13 protein-coding genes are annotated in these 19,825 nt (G+C 42.4%); 4 read left to right on the top strand and 9 right to left on the bottom strand.

What is annotated here, in order from left to right:
- Positions 1-14 precede the first annotated feature (14 nt).
- A complete protein-coding gene (xdhB, locus tag FN961_RS21885) occupies positions 15-2,369 on the bottom strand; it encodes a xanthine dehydrogenase molybdopterin binding subunit (RefSeq protein ID WP_144042295.1) in 2,355 nt (784 codons plus the stop codon).
- Positions 2,362-3,819 (bottom strand): xanthine dehydrogenase small subunit, encoded by a 1,458-nt coding sequence (xdhA, locus tag FN961_RS21890; protein WP_144042296.1) that lies wholly within the window; start codon positions 3,817-3,819, stop codon positions 2,362-2,364. The genes xdhB and xdhA overlap by 8 nt, the downstream gene beginning before the upstream one ends.
- Before the next feature lie 580 nt (positions 3,820-4,399).
- On the opposite strand from xdhA, the gene FN961_RS21895 reads away from it, so the two are divergent.
- Positions 4,400-7,099, top strand: a complete 2,700-nt coding sequence (locus FN961_RS21895; protein ID WP_144042297.1) for a bifunctional acetate--CoA ligase family protein/GNAT family N-acetyltransferase — start codon at positions 4,400-4,402, stop codon at positions 7,097-7,099.
- Between the two features lie 59 nt (positions 7,100-7,158).
- On the opposite strand, the gene FN961_RS21900 is transcribed toward FN961_RS21895, so the two are convergent.
- The 3 genes from FN961_RS21900 to dmeF form a co-directional block, all read right to left on the bottom strand.
- Positions 7,159-8,190 (bottom strand): GGDEF domain-containing protein, encoded by a 1,032-nt coding sequence (locus tag FN961_RS21900; RefSeq protein WP_144042298.1) that lies wholly within the window; start codon positions 8,188-8,190, stop codon positions 7,159-7,161.
- Between the two features lie 182 nt (positions 8,191-8,372).
- Entirely contained in the window at positions 8,373-10,004 is a 1,632-nt protein-coding gene (locus tag FN961_RS21905; protein WP_144042299.1) for a phosphoethanolamine transferase, read from the bottom strand.
- Between the two features lie 314 nt (positions 10,005-10,318).
- The gene (dmeF, locus tag FN961_RS21910) at positions 10,319-11,296 is read right to left on the bottom strand and encodes a CDF family Co(II)/Ni(II) efflux transporter DmeF (protein ID WP_144042300.1); all 978 of its coding nucleotides are present in this window, start codon (positions 11,294-11,296) and stop codon (positions 10,319-10,321) included.
- A 317-nt stretch (positions 11,297-11,613) separates the two neighbouring features.
- Here dmeF and eco point away from each other — a divergent pair, with 317 nt between their 5' ends.
- The gene (gene eco / locus FN961_RS21915; RefSeq protein WP_144042301.1) at positions 11,614-12,186 is read left to right on the top strand and encodes a serine protease inhibitor ecotin; all 573 of its coding nucleotides are present in this window, start codon (positions 11,614-11,616) and stop codon (positions 12,184-12,186) included.
- 69 nt (positions 12,187-12,255) lie between these two features.
- Here the strand turns inward: eco and FN961_RS21920 are convergent, their stop codons facing one another.
- The 4 genes from FN961_RS21920 to zwf are packed head-to-tail and all read right to left on the bottom strand — an operon-like array spanning position 12,256 to position 16,931.
- Positions 12,256-12,897 carry a bifunctional 4-hydroxy-2-oxoglutarate aldolase/2-dehydro-3-deoxy-phosphogluconate aldolase gene (locus tag FN961_RS21920; RefSeq protein ID WP_144042302.1) on the bottom strand — a complete coding sequence of 214 codons (642 nt, stop codon included), beginning with the start codon at positions 12,895-12,897 and terminating at the stop codon, positions 12,256-12,258.
- Between the two features lie 17 nt (positions 12,898-12,914).
- A complete protein-coding gene (gene edd, locus FN961_RS21925; protein ID WP_144042303.1) occupies positions 12,915-14,741 on the bottom strand; it encodes a phosphogluconate dehydratase in 1,827 nt (608 codons plus the stop codon).
- Between the two features lie 9 nt (positions 14,742-14,750).
- Positions 14,751-15,449 carry a 6-phosphogluconolactonase gene (gene pgl, locus FN961_RS21930; RefSeq protein ID WP_144042304.1) on the bottom strand — a complete coding sequence of 233 codons (699 nt, stop codon included), beginning with the start codon at positions 15,447-15,449 and terminating at the stop codon, positions 14,751-14,753.
- Positions 15,450-15,458: 9 nt separating this feature from the next.
- Positions 15,459-16,931, bottom strand: coding sequence for a glucose-6-phosphate dehydrogenase (zwf, locus tag FN961_RS21935; protein WP_144042305.1), 1,473 nt, complete (start codon positions 16,929-16,931; stop codon positions 15,459-15,461).
- 306 nt (positions 16,932-17,237) lie between these two features.
- Here zwf and FN961_RS21940 point away from each other — a divergent pair, with 306 nt between their 5' ends.
- Together FN961_RS21940 and pyk are read left to right on the top strand one after the other, a co-directional pair.
- Positions 17,238-18,092, top strand: a complete 855-nt coding sequence (locus FN961_RS21940) for a MurR/RpiR family transcriptional regulator (protein WP_144042306.1) — start codon at positions 17,238-17,240, stop codon at positions 18,090-18,092.
- Between the two features lie 183 nt (positions 18,093-18,275).
- Entirely contained in the window at positions 18,276-19,715 is a 1,440-nt protein-coding gene (gene pyk / locus FN961_RS21945; RefSeq protein ID WP_144042307.1) for a pyruvate kinase, read from the top strand.
- Positions 19,716-19,825: the final 110 nt, after the last annotated feature.

Genomic DNA, 19,825 nt, shown 5'->3' on the forward strand with positions numbered 1-19,825 from the left:
TTGTCCTCAGGTTCTTACTGATTAGCTTTCATCGCTTCAACAGCCCATAGCACACGCTCTGGTGTTGCAGGGGTATCAAGCGAGGGGCTTAAGGTGTAATTAGACACGCTTGAGATGGCATCTTTAAGGGCTGACCAAACAGATATTCCAAGCATGAAGGGTGGCTCACCCACCGCTTTGGAGTTATAGATGGTTTGTTCTCGATTAGGATCATCTGGCACCAAGGTGACGCGAAAATCTATCGGTGCATCACTAATAGCTGGAATTTTGTAGGTCGCGGGGTTATTTGATAATAGTCGGCCTTTGTCGTTCCAAACCAACTCTTCAGTGGTCAACCATCCCATGCCTTGAATAAAAGCTCCCTCTATTTGACCAATATCAATGGCGGGATTCAATGAGTGACCCACGTCATGCAAAATGTCGGCACGCAGTAGCTTATATTCACCGGTTAAGGTATCAATTAACACCTCAGATACCGCAGCACCGGTTGAATAGTAAAAGAAAGGACGCCCCTTACCTGTTGCACGATCAAAATGAATTTTAGGCGTTTTATAGAAACCTGTTGCAGATAATGACACTCGGCCTATATAGGCTTGTTGCACAAAATCTGCAAAGCTAAACGTGTCTGTCCCAACATGAATTTGGCTGTTAGCAAAACGGACCTCACTTGCCTTAACCTCATATTTTTCAGTGGCAAACTCAATCAAACGATCTTTAATGATGATTGCCGCTGCTTGCGCCGCTTTACCGTTTAAGTCTGTGCCCGATGAGGCCGCTGTTGGTGACGTATTTGGCACTTTGTCGGTGCGAGTTGATGAGACACCGACCGTTTCTGAATCAACCTGAAACTCTTCAGCTACAATTTGAGCCACTTTAGTATAGAGACCTTGGCCCATCTCGGTGCCACCATGGCTAACTAAGATGGTGCCATCGGTATACAAATGAATGAGTGCCCCAGCTTGGTTCAGATGCTGCACGGTAAATGAGATACCAAACTTAACAGGCGTTAGGGCTAAGCCCTTTTTCAAAATGGTATTTTCACGGTTAAACTCACTCACGCTTTCGCGACGTGCGTGATAATCAGAACTCTCCTCTAATGAGGCGATGAGCTCATGGATCTTGTTGTGTTCAACCTTTTGATGGTAGTGGGTTTCATTGCGATCATCGGTGCCATAAAGATTGACCTTACGGATCGCTAATGGATCTTTGCCTAGATAGCGGGCGATATCGTCCATGACCATCTCAATGGTCATCATGCCTTGAGGGCCACCAAATCCACGATATGCGGTATGGGATACCGTGTTTAATTTACAACGGTTACCCGTTACTGTTGCTTGATCGAGAAAGTAAGCATTGTCTGAATGGAACATGGCTCTATCGACAATGGCATCAGAAAGATCCGGAGAATAACCACAGTTACCATTCACTGTGATGTTAATGCCTTTAATCTGGCCATCTTTATCAAAACCAACACTGTAATTATTCTCAAATGGATGACGTTTGCCTGTCATGCACATATCATCAGAGCGATTGAGTTTAAACTTAATCGGTCTTTTACTGACATTAGCCAGCAACGCGGCAATACATGCCCAAGGCGCTGCTTGTGTCTCTTTACCTCCAAACCCGCCGCCCATCCGGCGCGTATCTACCACCACTTTATTCAGCGGAATATCCAATACTTCGGCCACGAGCTTTTGCACTTCACTTGGATGCTGTGAAGAGGAGAACACACTCATGCCTCCCTCTTCTGTTGGCTCTGCCGAGGATATTTGACCTTCAAGATAAAAATGCTCTTGGCCACCAACATTGATCTCACCTGATATTTGGTGCAATGCACTCGCGATAGCCTTGTCCGAGTCACCGCGTACCATTGAAAATGGTGGGCGAACAAAGCTTTGTTTTGCTAAAGCCTCTTTGACCGTTAATATCGCTTCAAGCTCTTCATACTCAACCTTTGCCAATTTCACTGCACGGTTAGCAAGCTCATGACTGGTCGCAGCAACGGCAAACAGTGGTTGACCCACAAATTCAACTTTACCGATAGCCAATACGGGATCTCCTGGAAACACAGGACCAATATCGGTGTGACCTGGGACATCATTAACCGTAATAACAGCAATGACGCCCTCTGCAGCTTTAACCGCGGATAAATCCATACTGATAATATTGGCGTGAGCCATGGTGCTCTGCCCTACGGCCGCGTGTAATTGACCTCTTAGTTCAGGTCTGTCGTCGATATAAATCGCAGCACCACTGACGTGTTTATCAGCACTTTCATGTTTTTTAGAACGACCGACACCACCTAACCCAACACTACTTTGACTTGTATCCGCCAAATTACTTTTATTGATATCAATAAGACTACGCATAGCTCACCACCCGTGTTTCAATATTTCTATTTTTTAGTTCGAGGTAACATTTCTGCATTAAGTTCTGTGCCACTTTCATGCGATATTTGTCCGAAGCACGAACGTCTGACATGGGCTGAAAATCATGGGCTAAAGCTTGTTGAGCTGCACTAATGTTCTCTTGGTTTAAAGGTTTATTAAGCAACGCTGCTTCACATTGCTTGGCTCGCATTGGAATACCAGCCATGCCCCCGAACGCAAGACGTAAATCAGTCACCACATTGTCTTTAATTTCAATAAAGAAGGCGGCGAGTACAGCGGAGATATCATCATCGATACGTTTAGAAATTTTATATAATTTTAAGAACTGGCCAGGTTTGGCTTTAGGGATGTAAAAGCGGTTAATGAATTCAGATTCTTGTAATACCGTTCTCTTATACGCAATGAAGAAATCCTCCACCGCTATTTTGCGTTCAACATCGCCACGTTGCAGCACCATTTCTGCCCCGAGTGCAATCAGCGCTGGTGGCATATCACCAATCGGGGAAGCATTACCGACATTGCCGCCTAACGTGCCATTATTGCGCACCTGTCTTGAACCGATACGCTCAATCATTTCACCCAGTTCATGATATTCATCATGAAGCATTGGGGTAAATTCGTTATAGGGCACTGCAGAGCCAATCACAAACTGCGTGTCACTGTTTTCAAGCACTCTTAACTCATCGACATCACCTAGATAGACTAAATCATCAATGATGTTGAAGTTCTGAGTCACGGATAACGCCAAATCTGTGCCACCAGCGACTAAAACCGCACTCGGTTGCTCAATTAGTTTTGTCGCTAACTCGGAGACGTTTTTAGGGGCAAAGTAACTGTGCTGATGATCTGAAAGGCTAGCTGATGGTAATGCTTTGAACTCACTTAATTGCTGTACCGTTTGCTGATAATGCAGCGTAAATGAATCAGGCTTTGCATGCTCGCTTGATGCCATAGCAGCATCAATAATCGAACGATATCCCGTACAACGGCATAAGTTCCCTGCAAGTGCCTCGACCACCTCAGCCCGGCTTGGTTGGCTGTTTACTTTATGTAAGGCAAATGATGACATCACAAAACCAGGCGTGCAAAAACCACATTGAGAAGCATGATTATCCACCATGGATTGTTGAACATGATGCAAGTTAGCGCCATCTTGAAGGTCTTCAACCGTAATAAGCTGCTTGCCATGTAGACTACCGACAAAACTGATGCAGGAATTAATCGATTTATAATCAAGGTCTTTCTTGTTTGGGATTAATTCAGCAACAACGACAGTACAAGCGCCACAGTCACCGGAACAACACCCCTCCTTGGTTCCTGTATTAAATTGCTTTTCACGTAGATACTGTAAGACCGTTAAATTCGGGTCTGTATTTTCTAATGTCACGACTTCGTTATTTAATAGGAAACGAACTGTACTTATAGTCATAATTTGTTCCGTGATTAATCTTGTAAATTGGTGTGTGCTGAATTTCACTAATTTAGGTATATCAGAACAAAAAACCTGACACAAGTGTCAATTTTACAAAGGCGCTACATTTTCAACTCAAAAGAACAAAGAATAGCGTGAGTTTCAACAACACATTGCCTTGTTAAATAGGCAGTGAAATACAGATTAACTTAATTATAACAATAGAATAGAAATTAACCGACAAAAGGCACAATTCACAGATGGATTGGATCATCAGTGATACAAGGTTCTTTAATAAATTCCACCTAACGGAACTCAATGTCAAAGTCAAAATTAGAGCTGCGATACTAATTTCACTCTATATCATCTGCAGCACATTTCAGATTTTTAGCTTATCCCTATGTAAAACCTAGGACTCAGCATTCTATTCATGAATTTCCCCTATTATTGCGTTCGCCAAGCCTCATATATCATCAATAAACGCTAATCGTAAGTAGACTATTTCTGTCTTTTCTAGGTTGTTGATGCCCCTGATTTTTATGGCTAATCAAACTTGAAGTAAGGTACACTCAATCATCGCGATTGAAGAGATAACCTTATGAGCCAGCGTACGCTTCATACACTGTTTAAACCCAAGTCAATTGCCATTATTGGCGCCTCAAATACTGAAAAACGAGCGGGTAATGTAGTGATGAGAAACCTGCTTGCGGGTAGCTTCTCGGGCCCGATAATGCCCGTCACGCCAAAGTATCAAGCTGTTTTGGGTGTGCTGGCCTACCCTAATATTGAAAGTCTTCCCCTAATTCCTGATCTCGCAATTATCTGTACTGCGGCCTCTCGAATCCCTTCCATTGTGGAAACTCTGGCACAATTTGGTTGTAAGGTTGCGATCATTATGGCCTCGGGAATGGGCGATGAGATCAATCAAGATGGGATAAGTTTACTTGAGGAAACCAAGCGTAATGCCAACCGTTATGGCATGAGAATTTTGGGGCCAAATAGTTTAGGCATGATGCTACCTAACTTAGGCCTGAATGCCAGCTTCGCCCATACCAGCGCGCTACCAGGGAAAATTGCCTTCGTGTCACAATCAGCAGCCATCTGTACCACTGTACTTGATTGGGCAAATAACAAAGGCATTGGCTTCTCCTCTTTTATCTCGTTAGGCGATGCTACCGATATTGATTTTGATGAGTTGCTGGATTATCTCGGCAGAGATGCAAGCACTAATGCCATCTTGCTCTATGTTGACTCTATTAATGAAAAGCGCCACTTTCTCTCTGCTGCCAGAGCGGCCGCCAGAAACAAACCGATTCTCGTCATTAAGTCAGGTCGAAGTTCTGAAGGTTCTAATGCCGCTAAACTGCATACTGGCGGGCTAATGGGAAATGACGCCGTCTATGAAGCCGCCTTCAGACGAGCAGGTATGTTGAGAGTAAATGATTTAGTTGAACTCTTCGCTGCCGTAGAGACCTTAGCCCATTCCTCGCCGTTACTTGGCGAACGTCTGGCTATTGTCAGTAATGGCGGTGGCCCTGCTGTACTTGCCTTAGATCAATTGATATTGGGAGGAGGCAAGTCAACGGTCATTAGTGGCGATACTTTTACACAACTTAACGAACTGCTGCCCTCAACATGGTCTAAGCAAAATCCTGTTGATATTGGTGGGGATTCAGATGCTCAGCGTTATACGCAAACCGTTAAAATCATGATGGATAGTGGCGCTGCTGATGCTATTTTGGTACTACACTCTCCTTCTGCATTAGGAGACAGTGTCGAGATTGCCAGTGCTCTAGTGGAGATGATCTCAACGCATCCGAAACGAAGAAGTGTCAATATCCTTACCAACTGGAGCGGAGAGGATTCCGCCTATTTAGCACGTAAGCATTTTAACCACGCAGGGATCCCAACCTACAGGACTGCAGGAGGCGCTGTTGGCGCATTCATGCACATGGTTGAATATCGACGTAACCAAAAGCTGCTCCAAGAAGTGCCACAATCAATACCCGATAATATCCCCACGAATGTAGAACAAGCCCGAGGTCTACTTAAAAAGGCACATAAAGCTGGTAAGCGAATTCTAGAAACCCATGAATCCTCAGATATTTTGTCTGCTTATGGCTTAAAAACCATCGACACTTATGTAGCGAATACCCCTGAAGATGCCGTCAATATTGCCAACAAAATTGGTTACCCTGTAGCAATAAAAGTACAGTCACCCGACATTCATCATAAGTCCGATGTCCATGGCGTTATGCTTAATCTGAGCAGTGAAGTTGAAGTAGCTCAAGCTGCTGCGGCGATCAAATCTAGGGTCTTAGATATTAATCCGGATGCAGAAATAGAAGGGTTAATTGTTCAAAAGATGGCGCTCACTGCTGGCGCCCAAGAGATACGAGTGGCGGTGATCAACGACCCTGTTTTTGGGCCTGCTATTTTACTCGGTGAAGGCGGCTCTGAGTGGGATCCTGCTCGTGATGCTGTTGTTGCACTGCCACCGCTTAACATGACCTTAGCACGCTATATGGTCATTCAGGCCTTAAAAACGCAAAAGTTAAAAGACAGACACTTACCTTTGGGACTGGATATGAATGCCCTGTGTGTCATGCTCACACAGATATCTCATTTAGTCATTGATTGCCCTGAAATCGCCACGCTCGATCTTAATCCTGTATTGTGCGCTGGCGAAAATATCACTCTTCTTGATGTGAATATACAGCTCAATGAAACACTGATTGATAACCCGTTAAGGCTTGCTATCTCTCCCTACCCCAAAGAACTGGAACAGAGTGCAAAGCTTAAGAATGGGCTGAACATTATGTTGCGCCCTATCTTGCCAGAAGATGAACCTAAACATCTTATATTCGATAATTCCTTATCAGATGAAGACAGGTATAAACGCTATTTTGGCGTGCGCTCCAAAATGACTCACGAAGAGATGGCCGTGCTGACTCAAATTGATTATGCCCGCGAAATGGCCTTTATTGCGATTGCAAAGGATGATAATGGAGAGGATCTGACATTAGGTGCCATTAGAGCCTCCATCGATCCGGATAATACCGAAGCTGAGTTTGCAATGGCTGTGAGAAGTGATCATCAAGGTTTGGGATTAGGTCGATTATTACTTGAGAAATTAATCAGCTACTACAAGAAGAATGATACACAGGTCTTAACAGGTTTTACCATGTTTGAAAATCGCAGCATGGCGAATCTAGCCAAAGGATTAGGCTTTACGGTGACTTTTGATATGGAAGAGCGTCTTATTAAAATGGATATGCAGCTCAAAGATAATCAATAAATGAACGGTTCACTCCTCATGGTAAAGAGTGAACAGTTCAAATCGATATTATAAAAACACTACTCGCCGCAGACGCGATTTCGACCTGATGATTTAGCTCGATAAAGTGCCTCATCAGCTCTGATAAAATAACTCTCTCTGTCATCACTATTATTCAATGTTGCTACGCCGACAGAAACAGTCAGTGGACCGAGTGAATGCTTCTTCTCTTTACCTGTTGTGAGCTTTTTATCAGCAATTTTTTTCCTCAATGCCTCAGCAACAATTAAAGCATCATCCAAATGGGTATCTGGCAATAAAACAACAAACTCTTCACCACCATAACGAGCAACAAAATCTGTTCCTTTTACCGACTTCTTCAATGCTAAAGCCACATATGCTAATACTTTGTCACCCACGAGATGGCCATGGGTATCATTGAATAACTTGAAATGATCAATATCGACGACCAATAAACTACTGGCTGTTTGGTTTTGCTCATAGTTTTCCATATGAACCTGAATTTGATCTTCAAACGCACGGCGATTAAATAAAGAAGTCAGTTGATCCGTTTGCGCGACGACACTCAAGTTTTCCATTTCAGACTTAAGTGAGCAAACCTCTTCATTCATGTGATTGAGATCTGCTTCCATCTGTTTATTGTCGTGGATCACTGAGCCCATCTCATTCACTAATGTGTCGACCAACTTATATAGCATGTCTGCATCATTAGTTTTCTGTAGTTCTTGATTAAAATCAGTCAATGTCTCGGTTAAATTGGCGGTGCCGCTGCTTATTTTACTCACTTTCTCAAGCAGGTTATTAATCACTAATTGAGTTTCTACGTGTACACTTTCGATGACATCTGGTGAAATTTCTAACACAAACTGCTTAACGAGATCACTGTTAACTTCTTCAGTGAATATTTCACCATTTTCAATTTTATGATCAACAACACGCTTTAAATCTAAATTAACGCCTAAGAAATATTCATACCAAACTGAGTAATTTTCTGGGGTAACAGGGATATCGAGTTCAGACATTTTGGGAACGGCATGTCTGAGGATTTTTGTTGAAACTTCAATATTAGAAAGTTGTTTTACTGAACTCATACTTCACCACCGTGGATTCTTATTTTAATGCCAGCGCCTTAATTCATATATCCCTAATTATCTACCCGATTATAAATGACATTAAATCAGTGTTAGCAGCCATGCTCTCAAATAGTAGAATTAACCTTACTGTTACAATAACGAAATAAAAGGATGTTGCCATCCTTTTATTTCATAAAAACCTACGTTTTTGCTCTGCATGAAGCAAAAATATCTAACCCTTCATCATAAACCGTCGTTTTTACGTTCATGATCCCCAATAATGAATCAAATAAGTTGTCGTGAGAGAATCCCCCCCGCTTTGCTTTTTTGTTCAAACAGCTCTGATCCAACTTATTCTCTTGGCTAAATGCAGGTGAAAACCAAGTTAGCATGGGGATTCTAGTCTGTTCATCTGGCGCTATCGCATAAGGTGCACCATGAAGATAAAGTCCCTTCTCACCCAATGACTCGCCATGATCTGACATATATATCATGCCAGTATTATATTGCCCATCGAGGCCTTTAAGCTTATCAATCACACTCGCTAATATATAATCGGTATACAGAATAGTATTGTCATAGGTATTCACTAACGCTTCATCGCTGCAATTTTGTATATCACTACGAGGGCAATCTGGTGTGAACTTTTTATTCGATTCTGGATAGCGCAGATAATAAGTTGGACCATGGGAGCCAATAACATGCAGTACAATCAAGGTATCGCGATGCTCAATGTTAGCGAGGGTCTTATCCAATTGATTTAGCAGCACCTGATCAAAACAATAATCACCATTACATAGCTCTGGGTCACTATCTCGCTCAATGGTAATATTGGTTATTCTGTCACAAACCCCTTTACAACCACTGTCATTATCGAGCCAAACTTGTTGGATATCAGCATGAGCGAGTACATCAAGTACCCCGTCTTGTGCTTCTGCTTTTCTCGCATTGTATTGAGCGCGTGTCATATTTGAAAACATGCAAGGCACTGATACAGCCGTTGCTGTACCGCAAGAAGTCATATTTTGAAACGCTGTGACTTTATGTTCCTTGGTATAAGTATTAGTCGGTTTCTGGTAACCATAATACTCATAGTTCTTCGCTCTGGCTGTTTCACCAACGACAAGTACCATAAGGTTACCTTTGCCATTTCTTGCTGTGTGCGTATTGACGGCATCTAAGCCTTGTTGCTGATAAACCAAAGGGGTTTGGAAATAATGTTGGTTAGTATATTTTGCAATTGATCCAATCACGTAAGTAGGCACAACCAAGCGTTTCAACTCATCATTATTTCGCCCAAAAGACACATAATTTTGATAATAAAAGAAAGCGATCACTCCGATACCAACCAACATGCAGAGCATAAACCCTAATTTATGTATGACCTCTTTGATGACAGGTTTATACTCTATGTTGGCTTTTAAAATCAGAAATGCAGGAATGATGCCTGTCAGCAAAAAGTTAACGGCAGATGAAAGATTTAGGTAGGTAAAAGCTTCAGCCTGATTTGTTTGCACCGTATTTTCAATCATACCGGTGTCGAATACGACACCGTATTGAAGTGCTGCAAAAAACACACTTGATGACAATAAAGTGATTGAGATGAAAAAGGGCTTTAACAGGTATTTGAAGCTAAAAAGTGAGAAAAGAAAACTCAGTGCGAAGATGAGAAACAAAGGAATCGTCGCAATGAAAATAGGATTAACCTCTGTTTGTTTCTCTATCCCCTGCTGCACAACCTGAAAAAAGGGGATATTAAAAATACACACATAGAATATGGCTATAAACAGAGTAAATTGATTTACGGATAGTTTTTTTAAACGAAAGAACACTAGATTACTCACAAAAATAGATTAATGAATAGATCGCGTAAACAGTAATCACTGCTACGAAAAATTGATTATAACTAATAGTAACAAGGTAATAGAGACTCTTCAATTGCCTTGAAAACATTCACCATACGTGGTAACAACACGGAATACACCTTGATTACAATGACAAAACAAAGGTTACCAAAGTGGTCGTGAAAAAAATGTCGTAACGCTGAATATTAGTTGTAGCCACTATTTACGACCGTGAAAAATCAAGGGAGTTCACCCGCTAATAAATATTAGCGAGGAATAGATATACCAACATAGATCGAACATCACCTTATTGATTGATGACATTTCGTGTCATGGCAAGTATTTATCTCAATGGTGAGATGACGAACTTGTTCAAACGATCCAAGCTTCTCCTTAAAGTAATCAACCTCTTTTGGTTGATGACTCACTATCGAGATAGCGGCGGCATAATGATCAGCGCTGATTTTCCATATATGGAGATCGGTGACTTGATGATCCTCTTCAGACTCAATCAAGGCTGTCATTTTATTGCGATACATCTCCTCAATACTCTGATCTAATAATATTGGTGATGTTTGACCTAACAACTGCCATGCCCAGCGAGTAATAATGATTGAACCGACTATTCCCATAAGAGGATCTAACCAAGTTAATCCGTACCACTTTCCAAACAGTAAGGCTGCAATTGCCAATATAGATGTCAGAGCATCAGCCAACACATGTAAATATGCCGCACGTAAGTTATGATCTTGGCCTTCATGTGCATGTTCTTGATGATTATGGTGACTGTGACTATGGCCATGAGAGTGCGAATGCCCATGATGATCTTTAAGCAATAGCGCACTCACAAGGTTTACCGTCAATCCAATGATGGCAACGACGATGGCCTCATTAAATTGGATCTGATGTGGACTAAAGAAACGAGCAGTAGATTCAACCAACATGATAAGGGCTACCATCCCTAGCGCAATTGCACTGGTGAATCCCCCTAATACACTGACCTTGCCTGTTCCAAATGAAAAATCTGGATTATCAGCGTGCTTTCGTGCGTAATGATAGGCAAAAAGCGTGATCATAAAAGCAGCTGCATGGGTTCCCATATGCCAGCCGTCAGCCAATAACGCCATGGAACCATATACAGTACCGGCAACAATCTCAACAATCATGGTGATCACAGTTAAGTAGAGCACATAACGAGTATTTCGCTCTCCATCAATATTGATACTTGAAAATTGGTGCTGATGTTGCCAAGGTTTTATCGAGTGCTTGTTATCCACCATCTCGTTACACACCTTATATTTTTTGATAAGTTAACTCTTATCATTTTATGATCTAATCACGACTCATTAACGCTAACCACTCCCATGATAAATATCAAGTTCAAGGCTAAAAGTCTATTTTGTGAACACATTAATTTAAGTCATTTAATGGCAAACAACCTTTAAGGGTAAAGCAGTAATCTCGCTGCCAAATATCCACTGGTATCAATTCCAAAACGAATAAACAGAAAATATTTTGAATTTATTAACCCTTTTCTATCTCTGCCACGTTTATACCGTTAACTTATACCTTGTACTTGAGCTCATTCGGAGATTTTATGTTCACATCTAGATCCACTTTATCGGCTAAACGCATCATGACCACATCGGCACTCGCTATTTCACTATTATCATTTAATGCGTTTGCCACAAGCCCTGCCCATCCAAGTGGAGAGAATCAACATATGATCATTTCGCAGACCTTCAACTCAACAAACTATCAGACTGACGAAAGTACCAAGATGTTTCCTGCGCCAAAGCAAGGCATGGAGCAACACCGATTAATATTGCCGACGTTAGATAACGAAGCTAACTACATGGTCGAGGTACAGATCGGAAAAACACAATTAGTTGACTGTAACAAGCACAGTTTATTCGGTGAGTTGACTGAACATAGCGTCAAAGGATGGGGATATAATTACTATCAGGTTGATAGTATCAAACCAGGTCCAAGCACTAAGATGGCTTGTTTTGATCAAGCAAAAACCGAGACTTTTCTAACGATCCCCGGCACGTTAACAATCCAATATGACAGCCGTTTACCAAAGGTTTTCTACATACCACAAGGCAGTGAACTCAGATACCGAGTCTGGACTGCTAATAGCGAATTCAGCTACTCTAAAGCGAAATAGTTCAAATAAAAAAAGGCTACCTAATCGGTAGCCTTCCTTATGTCGTCTATCTAATTCATTGAGCTTAAATTAGATTCCGCTGATCGCATCTTTACAAAGCTGTGTAATACGCGCCCAGTCTCCCTGCTCCATTGCATCCGTTGGCGCAATCCAGCTACCACCGATACAATCGACATTTTTCAGTGCAAGGTAGTCTTTGTAGCTACTTGGCGTAATGCCACCTGTTGGGCAGAAACGAATGTCAGCTAACGGGCCTGAAAAAGCTTTAAGTGCATTAACACCACCTGAAGCTTCAGCTGGGAAAAACTTAAAGTTAGTATAACCCAGTGACATACCTGTCATCACTTCAGAAATGCTTGCTACACCTGGTATTAGTGGCACAGTGCCTGCCATTGCCGCTTTAAGTAAACTCGGTGTAGCACCAGGTGTGATCACAAACTGTGCACCAGCATCTACGGCTTGCTGAAGCTGCTCTTCATTTAAAATCGTGCCAGCACCTACTAACGCTTCAGGTACTTCTTTAGCAATCTTAGTGATAGCTTCTAATGCGCAAGGAGTACGTAACGTCACTTCCAAAACACTGATCCCACCAGCAACGAGTGCCTTGGCTAGCGGTACGGCATCTTCAATCTTATTGATGACCATAACAGGAACAATGGGGCTACGATTAAAAATATCTTGAGCTTGTAACGACCAGTTATTCTTAGACATTGCGGTATTCATCCTAATTAATAAATTTCATCTATGGTATTAGTGCAACGCGCACCAGTTTCTGGACTACTCAGATTTGAACGTAATGCACCGAACAACTCTCGGCCCATTCCATAGCTTGTACTGCGTAGATCAACTTTTTCAGCTTCACGCGATGCGATTTCAGTATCAGAAACCAGTAGCGTTAACTCACCAGTGTTAGCATCAACGCGGATCATATCGCCATTTTGAACCTTAGCGATTAAGCCACCATCTAGTGCTTCTGGCGTCAGATGAATAGCTGCAGGTACCTTGCCAGATGCGCCAGACATACGGCCATCGGTCAACAACGCGACTTTAAAACCACGATCTTGAAGTGTGCCCAATATTGGCGTCAACTTATGCAATTCAGGCATACCAACGGCCTTAGGCCCTTGTCCCTTAACAACCACAACGCAATCTTTATCAAGTTCACCAGATTGGAATATCGCATCCAGCTTGTTTTGATCGTCAATCACAACCGCTGGCGCTTCAACAATGCGGTGCTCTTCGTTCACTGCTGAGACCTTAATCACAGCACGACCTAAGTTACCCTTAAGTAATTTAAGTCCACCATTCACTTGGAACGGCTCACCTACTTTGGTCAACACTTCAGTGTCTAAACTGTCTGCTTGGCCATCTACCCATACGATTTCGCCATCGATTAAACGCGGCTCTTGGGTATATTTACGCAGGCCATAACCAGCGACTGTATTCACATCTTCATGTAACAGACCTGCATCAAGCAGCTCTTTAATGAGGAATGCCATACCGCCAGCAGCATGGAAATGGTTAATATCAGCATGTCCGTTAGGGTAAACGCGGGCAATTAATGGGACAGCATCAGAGAGCTCTGAGAAATCATCCCAGTTCACAATAACGCCAGCAGCACGAGCTGCAGCCACAATGTGCATAGTCAAGTTAGTTGAACCGCCAGTCGCAAGTAACGCCACAATGCCGTTCACGATTGATTTTTCATTAACCACTTTACCAATAGGCGTGTATTGAGTGCCCATTTCAGTCAAACGACACACTTGCTTCGCAGCTGTTTTGTTTAGCACTTCACGTAATGGATCATCTGGGTTAACAAACGATGAACCAGGCAACTGCAGACCCATCACTTCTAACATCAACTGATTACTGTTTGCTGTACCGTAGAAGGTACATGTACCCGCACTGTGGTATGAAGCTGATTCAGCTTCAAGCAGCGCTGTACGATCAAGTTTGCCTTGAGCGTATAGCTGACGAATACGGGCTTTTTCTTTGTTCGGGATCCCAGACTTCATCGGGCCAGCAGGCACGAATAACATAGGAAGATGACCGAAACTTAGTGCGCCAATCAACAAGCCTGGGACGATTTTGTCACAAATACCCAGTAACAAAGCACCGTCAAACATGTTGTGTGAAAGACCAATCGCGGTCGACATGGCGATAACTTCACGACTAAGTAAGCTAAGCTCCATACCTGGCTGACCTTGAGTCACGCCATCACACATCGCCGGAACACCTGCTGCAACTTGTGCAACACTGCCCACTTCACTACAGGCTTTTTTTAATAAGTCTGGGTAAGTTTCATAGGGTTGATGAGCAGATAACATATCGTTAAATGAAGTAACGATTCCAATATTGGCTTTAGTCAACGCTTTAATCGCTTGTTTATCATCAGGATTACAAGCTGCAAAACCATGAGCAAGATTACCGCAACTCAATGAGCTGCGATGAACGCCATTGTTTTTAGCTTCATCGAGGCCAGCCAAATACTTGGCTCTGGACTCTTTACTGCGAGCGATAATTCTATCTGTTACTGTCTGGACTACTGAATGCATAACTTCTCCTTAAGCGCTCCAATAAACATCGACAGGTGTCTTGTGTTGACCTAAGACAGCCCTAATCGGCATGCTATTAGCATCTTCGTTCTCGAGCGCTTGACGATAAACAGCTAACTTTTGTTCACCGACAATGTGCAAATAAATTTGACGACTGGCTAAAATCGCCGTTTTCGATAAAGATATACGTGGATTTGGTGCAGCACCTGGATTGACGGCAACGCAAAGTTTGTCTGTTGACAGCGCCAATTCAATCTCTTTTGAGCAAGGGAACCAAGAGCAAGTGTGACCATCATTTCCCATCCCTAATACAACAACATCAAAGGGACGAGGAAAGTGCGCTAACTGCTCCATGGTCATTTCACACCCCTCTTCAGGAGTTGAAAACATGTTCTTTAAACCTTGAAACTTTGCGCTAGCCGCTCTGTTTTGTAGAAGGTGAGCTCGAACCAGTTTCTCGTTAGAGTCATCAGATTCACCACCAACCCACCGTTCATCAGCCAGCGTGATATACACATCACTCCACTCAACCGACTTGTGACTAAGTAGCTGAAACAGTTTAAGCGGTGTTGAACCACCGGAAACAACCAAGCTTGCTTTACCGCGAATATCAACCGCTTCTTGCAACTGCTTAGCAATCCGCTCAGCAAGCTGAGCTTCTAAGGCTTCTTTATTATCAAATGATTTGAAAACACTTTCTTTAATCATGAGTTTCTCCTACTCGTCCCAAGAACGACCATCTTTCGCTATCAAAGCAACAGATGCGACTGGTCCCCAGCTTCCTGCAGGGTATGGCTTAGGTTTTTCGTTACTTTCTTCCCAAGACTGAATAATTCCGTCGACCCAGACCCATGAATGTTCGACTTCATCACGACGCACAAATAACGCTTGATTACCTAACATCGCCTCAAGCAACAAACGCTCATAAGCATCTGCAATACGCTCGCTCTTAAAAGTATCAGTGAAACTTAAATCAAGCTTGGTCGTTTGAAGTCGCTGCTTTTGCTCTAGTCCCGGCACCTTATTCATCATTTGAATTTCAACACCTTCATGGGGCTGAAGACGAATAGTCAATTTATTAGGTGGCAAGTTACGATAATTAGAGCGATATAAGTTATGAGGGGGGTTCTTGAAGTAGACCACAATCTCAGAACTCTTGGTTGGCATACGCTTGCCACTTCGAAGATAGAACGGAACGCCAGCCCAACGCCAGTTATCGATGTCGACGCGCAGAGCGACAAAGGTTTCTGCATTTGATTGGGTATTTGCGCCCTCTTCTTCGAGGTAACCAGGAACTGGAGAACCTTTTAAGAAGCCTGAAGAATATTGGCCACGTACGGTATTCTCGTAGATGTTATCCAGATTGATAGGACGAAGTGATTTAAGCACTTTTACTTTCTCATCACGAATACTATCAGCGTCAAGATTGACTGGAGGGTCCATCGCAACAAGCGTCAGTACTTGTAGAAGATGGTTTTGAATCATGTCACGCATTTGACCGGCTTTATCGAAATAACCCCAACGGCCTTCGATACCTACCTCTTCAGCAACCGTGATCTGTACATGATCTATAGTTCTGTTATCCCACTTAGAGGCGAATAATGAGTTAGCGAAACGCAGTGCGATGAGATTTTGAACCGTTTCTTTACCCAAATAATGGTCAATTCGGTAAACCTGATCTTCGTTATAAAAAGCGGCAACTTGATCATTGATCACTTTCGATGATTCAAGATCAAAACCAATTGGTTTTTCAAGAACAACGCGAGAATCTGATTGAATTAGGTTTTGCTCGTGAAGACAACGACAAATATCACCGAAAATAGAAGGTGGAGTAGCGAAGTAACTGACCATCACTCGCTTACTTGGTTCTAGTAGCTCATGGAAAGCCTGGTAGCCTTCTGACTCAGTAAAATTAGTGCCTATATAGTGACAACGAGTTAAGAAACGAGCCAGAGTCTCTTCGCAGAGTTCCTCTTTAACAAAACCTCTTAAGGCTTTGACGACTAATTCACTAAACTCTTCATTGGAAAAAGTATCTTTAGCAACACCAATTACTTTCGTATCAATGTTAAGCAAACCAGCCTTATCTAATTGGTATAAAGAAGGCAGTAATTTGCGACGAGCCAAGTCACCTTTAGTTCCAAACAATACAAAATCACAAGCTTTGGCTTCTGGTGTTGTTATGCCCATAGCTTCTTAATCTCCTTTCATCGCTGTGTCCCATCGAATCGATGAGGATTCACATATTTGTTGTAATATAACAACAGAATTTAGTAATTGCATCAAAATTCTGTAAAAATGCGAACTGACAGATCTAGGCATTACTATCTATAATCTGATATGCTTTTCGTGATTAAATTACTATTTATAGTAGGAAGTTTTATCAGTTCACTAATTATAATTCGTCATACAGGTCAAGTTTTAGCAATTTAGAAACTTTCCAAAGTGACACAAAAATAAAAATATAATTACATTACTTCGAGTGGATATACGCATATGAATACCCTAGAAAAGGTTCAAAAAAGCCTTACACATTTTAGTAAATCAGAGCGAAAAGTAGCAGAGGTCATCCTAGCCTCCCCACAAACCGCGATCCACTCTAGTATCGCGACACTGGCAAAAATGGCAGATGTAAGTGAACCTACCGTCAACCGCTTCTGTCGCCGACTAGATACTAAAGGTTTCCCAGATTTCAAACTTCACTTAGCACAAAGCTTAGCGAATGGGACCCCCTATGTAAGCCGACATGTTGAAGAGAATGATAGTCCTGAGTCATACACGACAAAAATCTTTGAATCTTCAATGGCTTCACTGGATACAGCAAGGCAAAGCATTGATACTGCAGCCATCAATAAGGCTGTTGATATACTGACTCAAGCCAAAAAAATCTCCTTCTTTGGCTTAGGTGCATCGGCATCTGTTGCTCATGATGCACAGAATAAATTCTTCCGATTTAACGTCCCAGTGATCTGTTTCGATGACGTGTTGATGCAGAGAATGAGTTGCATCAATAGCGGAGAAGGTGATGTCATTGTACTCATTTCTCACACTGGCCGCACTAAATCAATGATCGATATTGCACGCATAGCAAGAGAAAACGGTGCAGCGGTAATCGGTCTAACGACACGCAATTCACCACTATCCTACGAGTGTACTTTGCCTGTTACTTTGGAAGTACCTGAAGATACGGATTTATATCTACCAATGGCCTCTCGTTTAGCACAATTGGTGGTTATTGATGTACTGGCAACCGGATTCACTTTACGCCGCGGACCTCGTTTCAGAGAAAGTTTGAAACGTGTTAAAGAGGTGTTAAAGGAGTCTAGAATAGACAAAGATTCAATACTGTAATTGAATTTCCTCCCCTAAGTGGCAGTACAACTTTCTTATTACTGCCACAATCCCCCTCTAATTTAGCTTTACTTCACATATTTTATAACTTGTTCTAGATCATTTTGTTGGTAATTTTCCTACAAAATTACCTGCACTCTGTTAATATAGTGTCAGATTTTTTTAAACTTACCGGAGTGTATCATGTTCCGCAGAACCAAAATTGTAACAACTCTAGGTCCAGCAACTGACCGCGATGACAACTTACGTCGCATTATTAAAGCTGGTGCAAACGTCGTTCGACTCAACTTCTCACACGGCTCACCTGAAGACCACCTAAAGCGTGCTACTGACACGCGTAATATAGCAAAAGAACTCGGTGTTCATGTTGCTATTTTGGGCGATCTTCAAGGTCCAAAAATTCGTGTATCTACTTTTAAAGATGACAGAAAAGTACAGCTAAACCTTGGTGATAGCTTTCTTTTAGATGCCGATCTTGAAAAAGGTGAAGGCGATGAGAATCAGGTTGGTATCGATTACAAAGAGCTACCTAATGATGTGAACTTAGGTGACATCTTAATGCTTGATGACGGCCGAGTTCAACTGCGCGTCGAAAAAGTAGAAGGCAATAAAGTCCACACTATCGTGACTGTTGCTGGTCCTTTATCGAATAACAAAGGCATCAATAAGAAAGGTGGTGGTCTATCCGCTGCAGCTCTTACAGAGAAAGACAAGCGTGACATTTTAACCGCTGCTGAAATTCAAGTTGATTACTTAGCTGTATCTTTCCCACGCAGTGGTGCTGATTTAAACTATGCTCGCGAACTCGCCGTTGCTGCAGGCAGTCATGCACTGATTGTGGCTAAAGTTGAGCGCGCTGAAGCTGTAGCTACTGACGAAGCGATGGATGATGTGATCCTTGCATCAGACGTAGTCATGGTTGCTCGTGGTGATTTAGGCGTTGAAATTGGCGATCCAGCACTTGTTGCTGTACAGAAGAAATTGATCAGCCGCTCTCGTCAACTTAACAAGAGTGTGATCACTGCGACTCAAATGATGGAGTCTATGATCACCAGCCCTATGCCTACACGTGCTGAAGTGATGGATGTCGCTAACGCTGTTCTCGATGGCACTGATGCTGTAATGCTTTCTGCTGAAACTGCCGCAGGTGATTTTCCTGAAGAGACAGTTAGAGCAATGTCAGAAGTGTGTCTTGGAGCAGAGGAACACCCAAGTGTTCAAATGTCTAACCATAGACTCAATGAAAGCTTCAACTCAGTTGAAGAAACGATTGCAAATGCAACGATGTACGCAGCAAATCACCTTAAGGGTATTAAAGCGATCATAGCATTAACTGAGTCGGGTGCTACCCCTCAATTAATGTCACGTATCAGCTCGGCCTTGCCTATTTTTGCTTTATCTCGTCATGAAGTCACGCTAGCCAAAATGGCGATGTATCGTGGTGTTCAGCCAGTATATTTTGATTCGACAAATGTTATCGTCGATGACATTGCTCGCAAGGCATTAGAAGCCCTCACTACTTCAGGCTATCTAGTCAGTGGTGACATGGTTCTTATGACCACTGGCGACTCAATGGAAACTATTGGTGGCACCAATACTTGTAAAGTATTAATCGTCGCGTAATGATGTATTAATCGTTGCTTCCTGATGAATGAAAGCTCACTTCGGTGAGCTTTTTTATGCCTATAACAGTAGAGATTAAATTTAGACAATAAAAAAGGACGCTAATGCGC

The sequence above is a fragment of the Shewanella hanedai genome, from assembly GCF_007197645.1.
Classification (GTDB): domain Bacteria; phylum Pseudomonadota; class Gammaproteobacteria; order Enterobacterales; family Shewanellaceae; genus Shewanella; species Shewanella hanedai.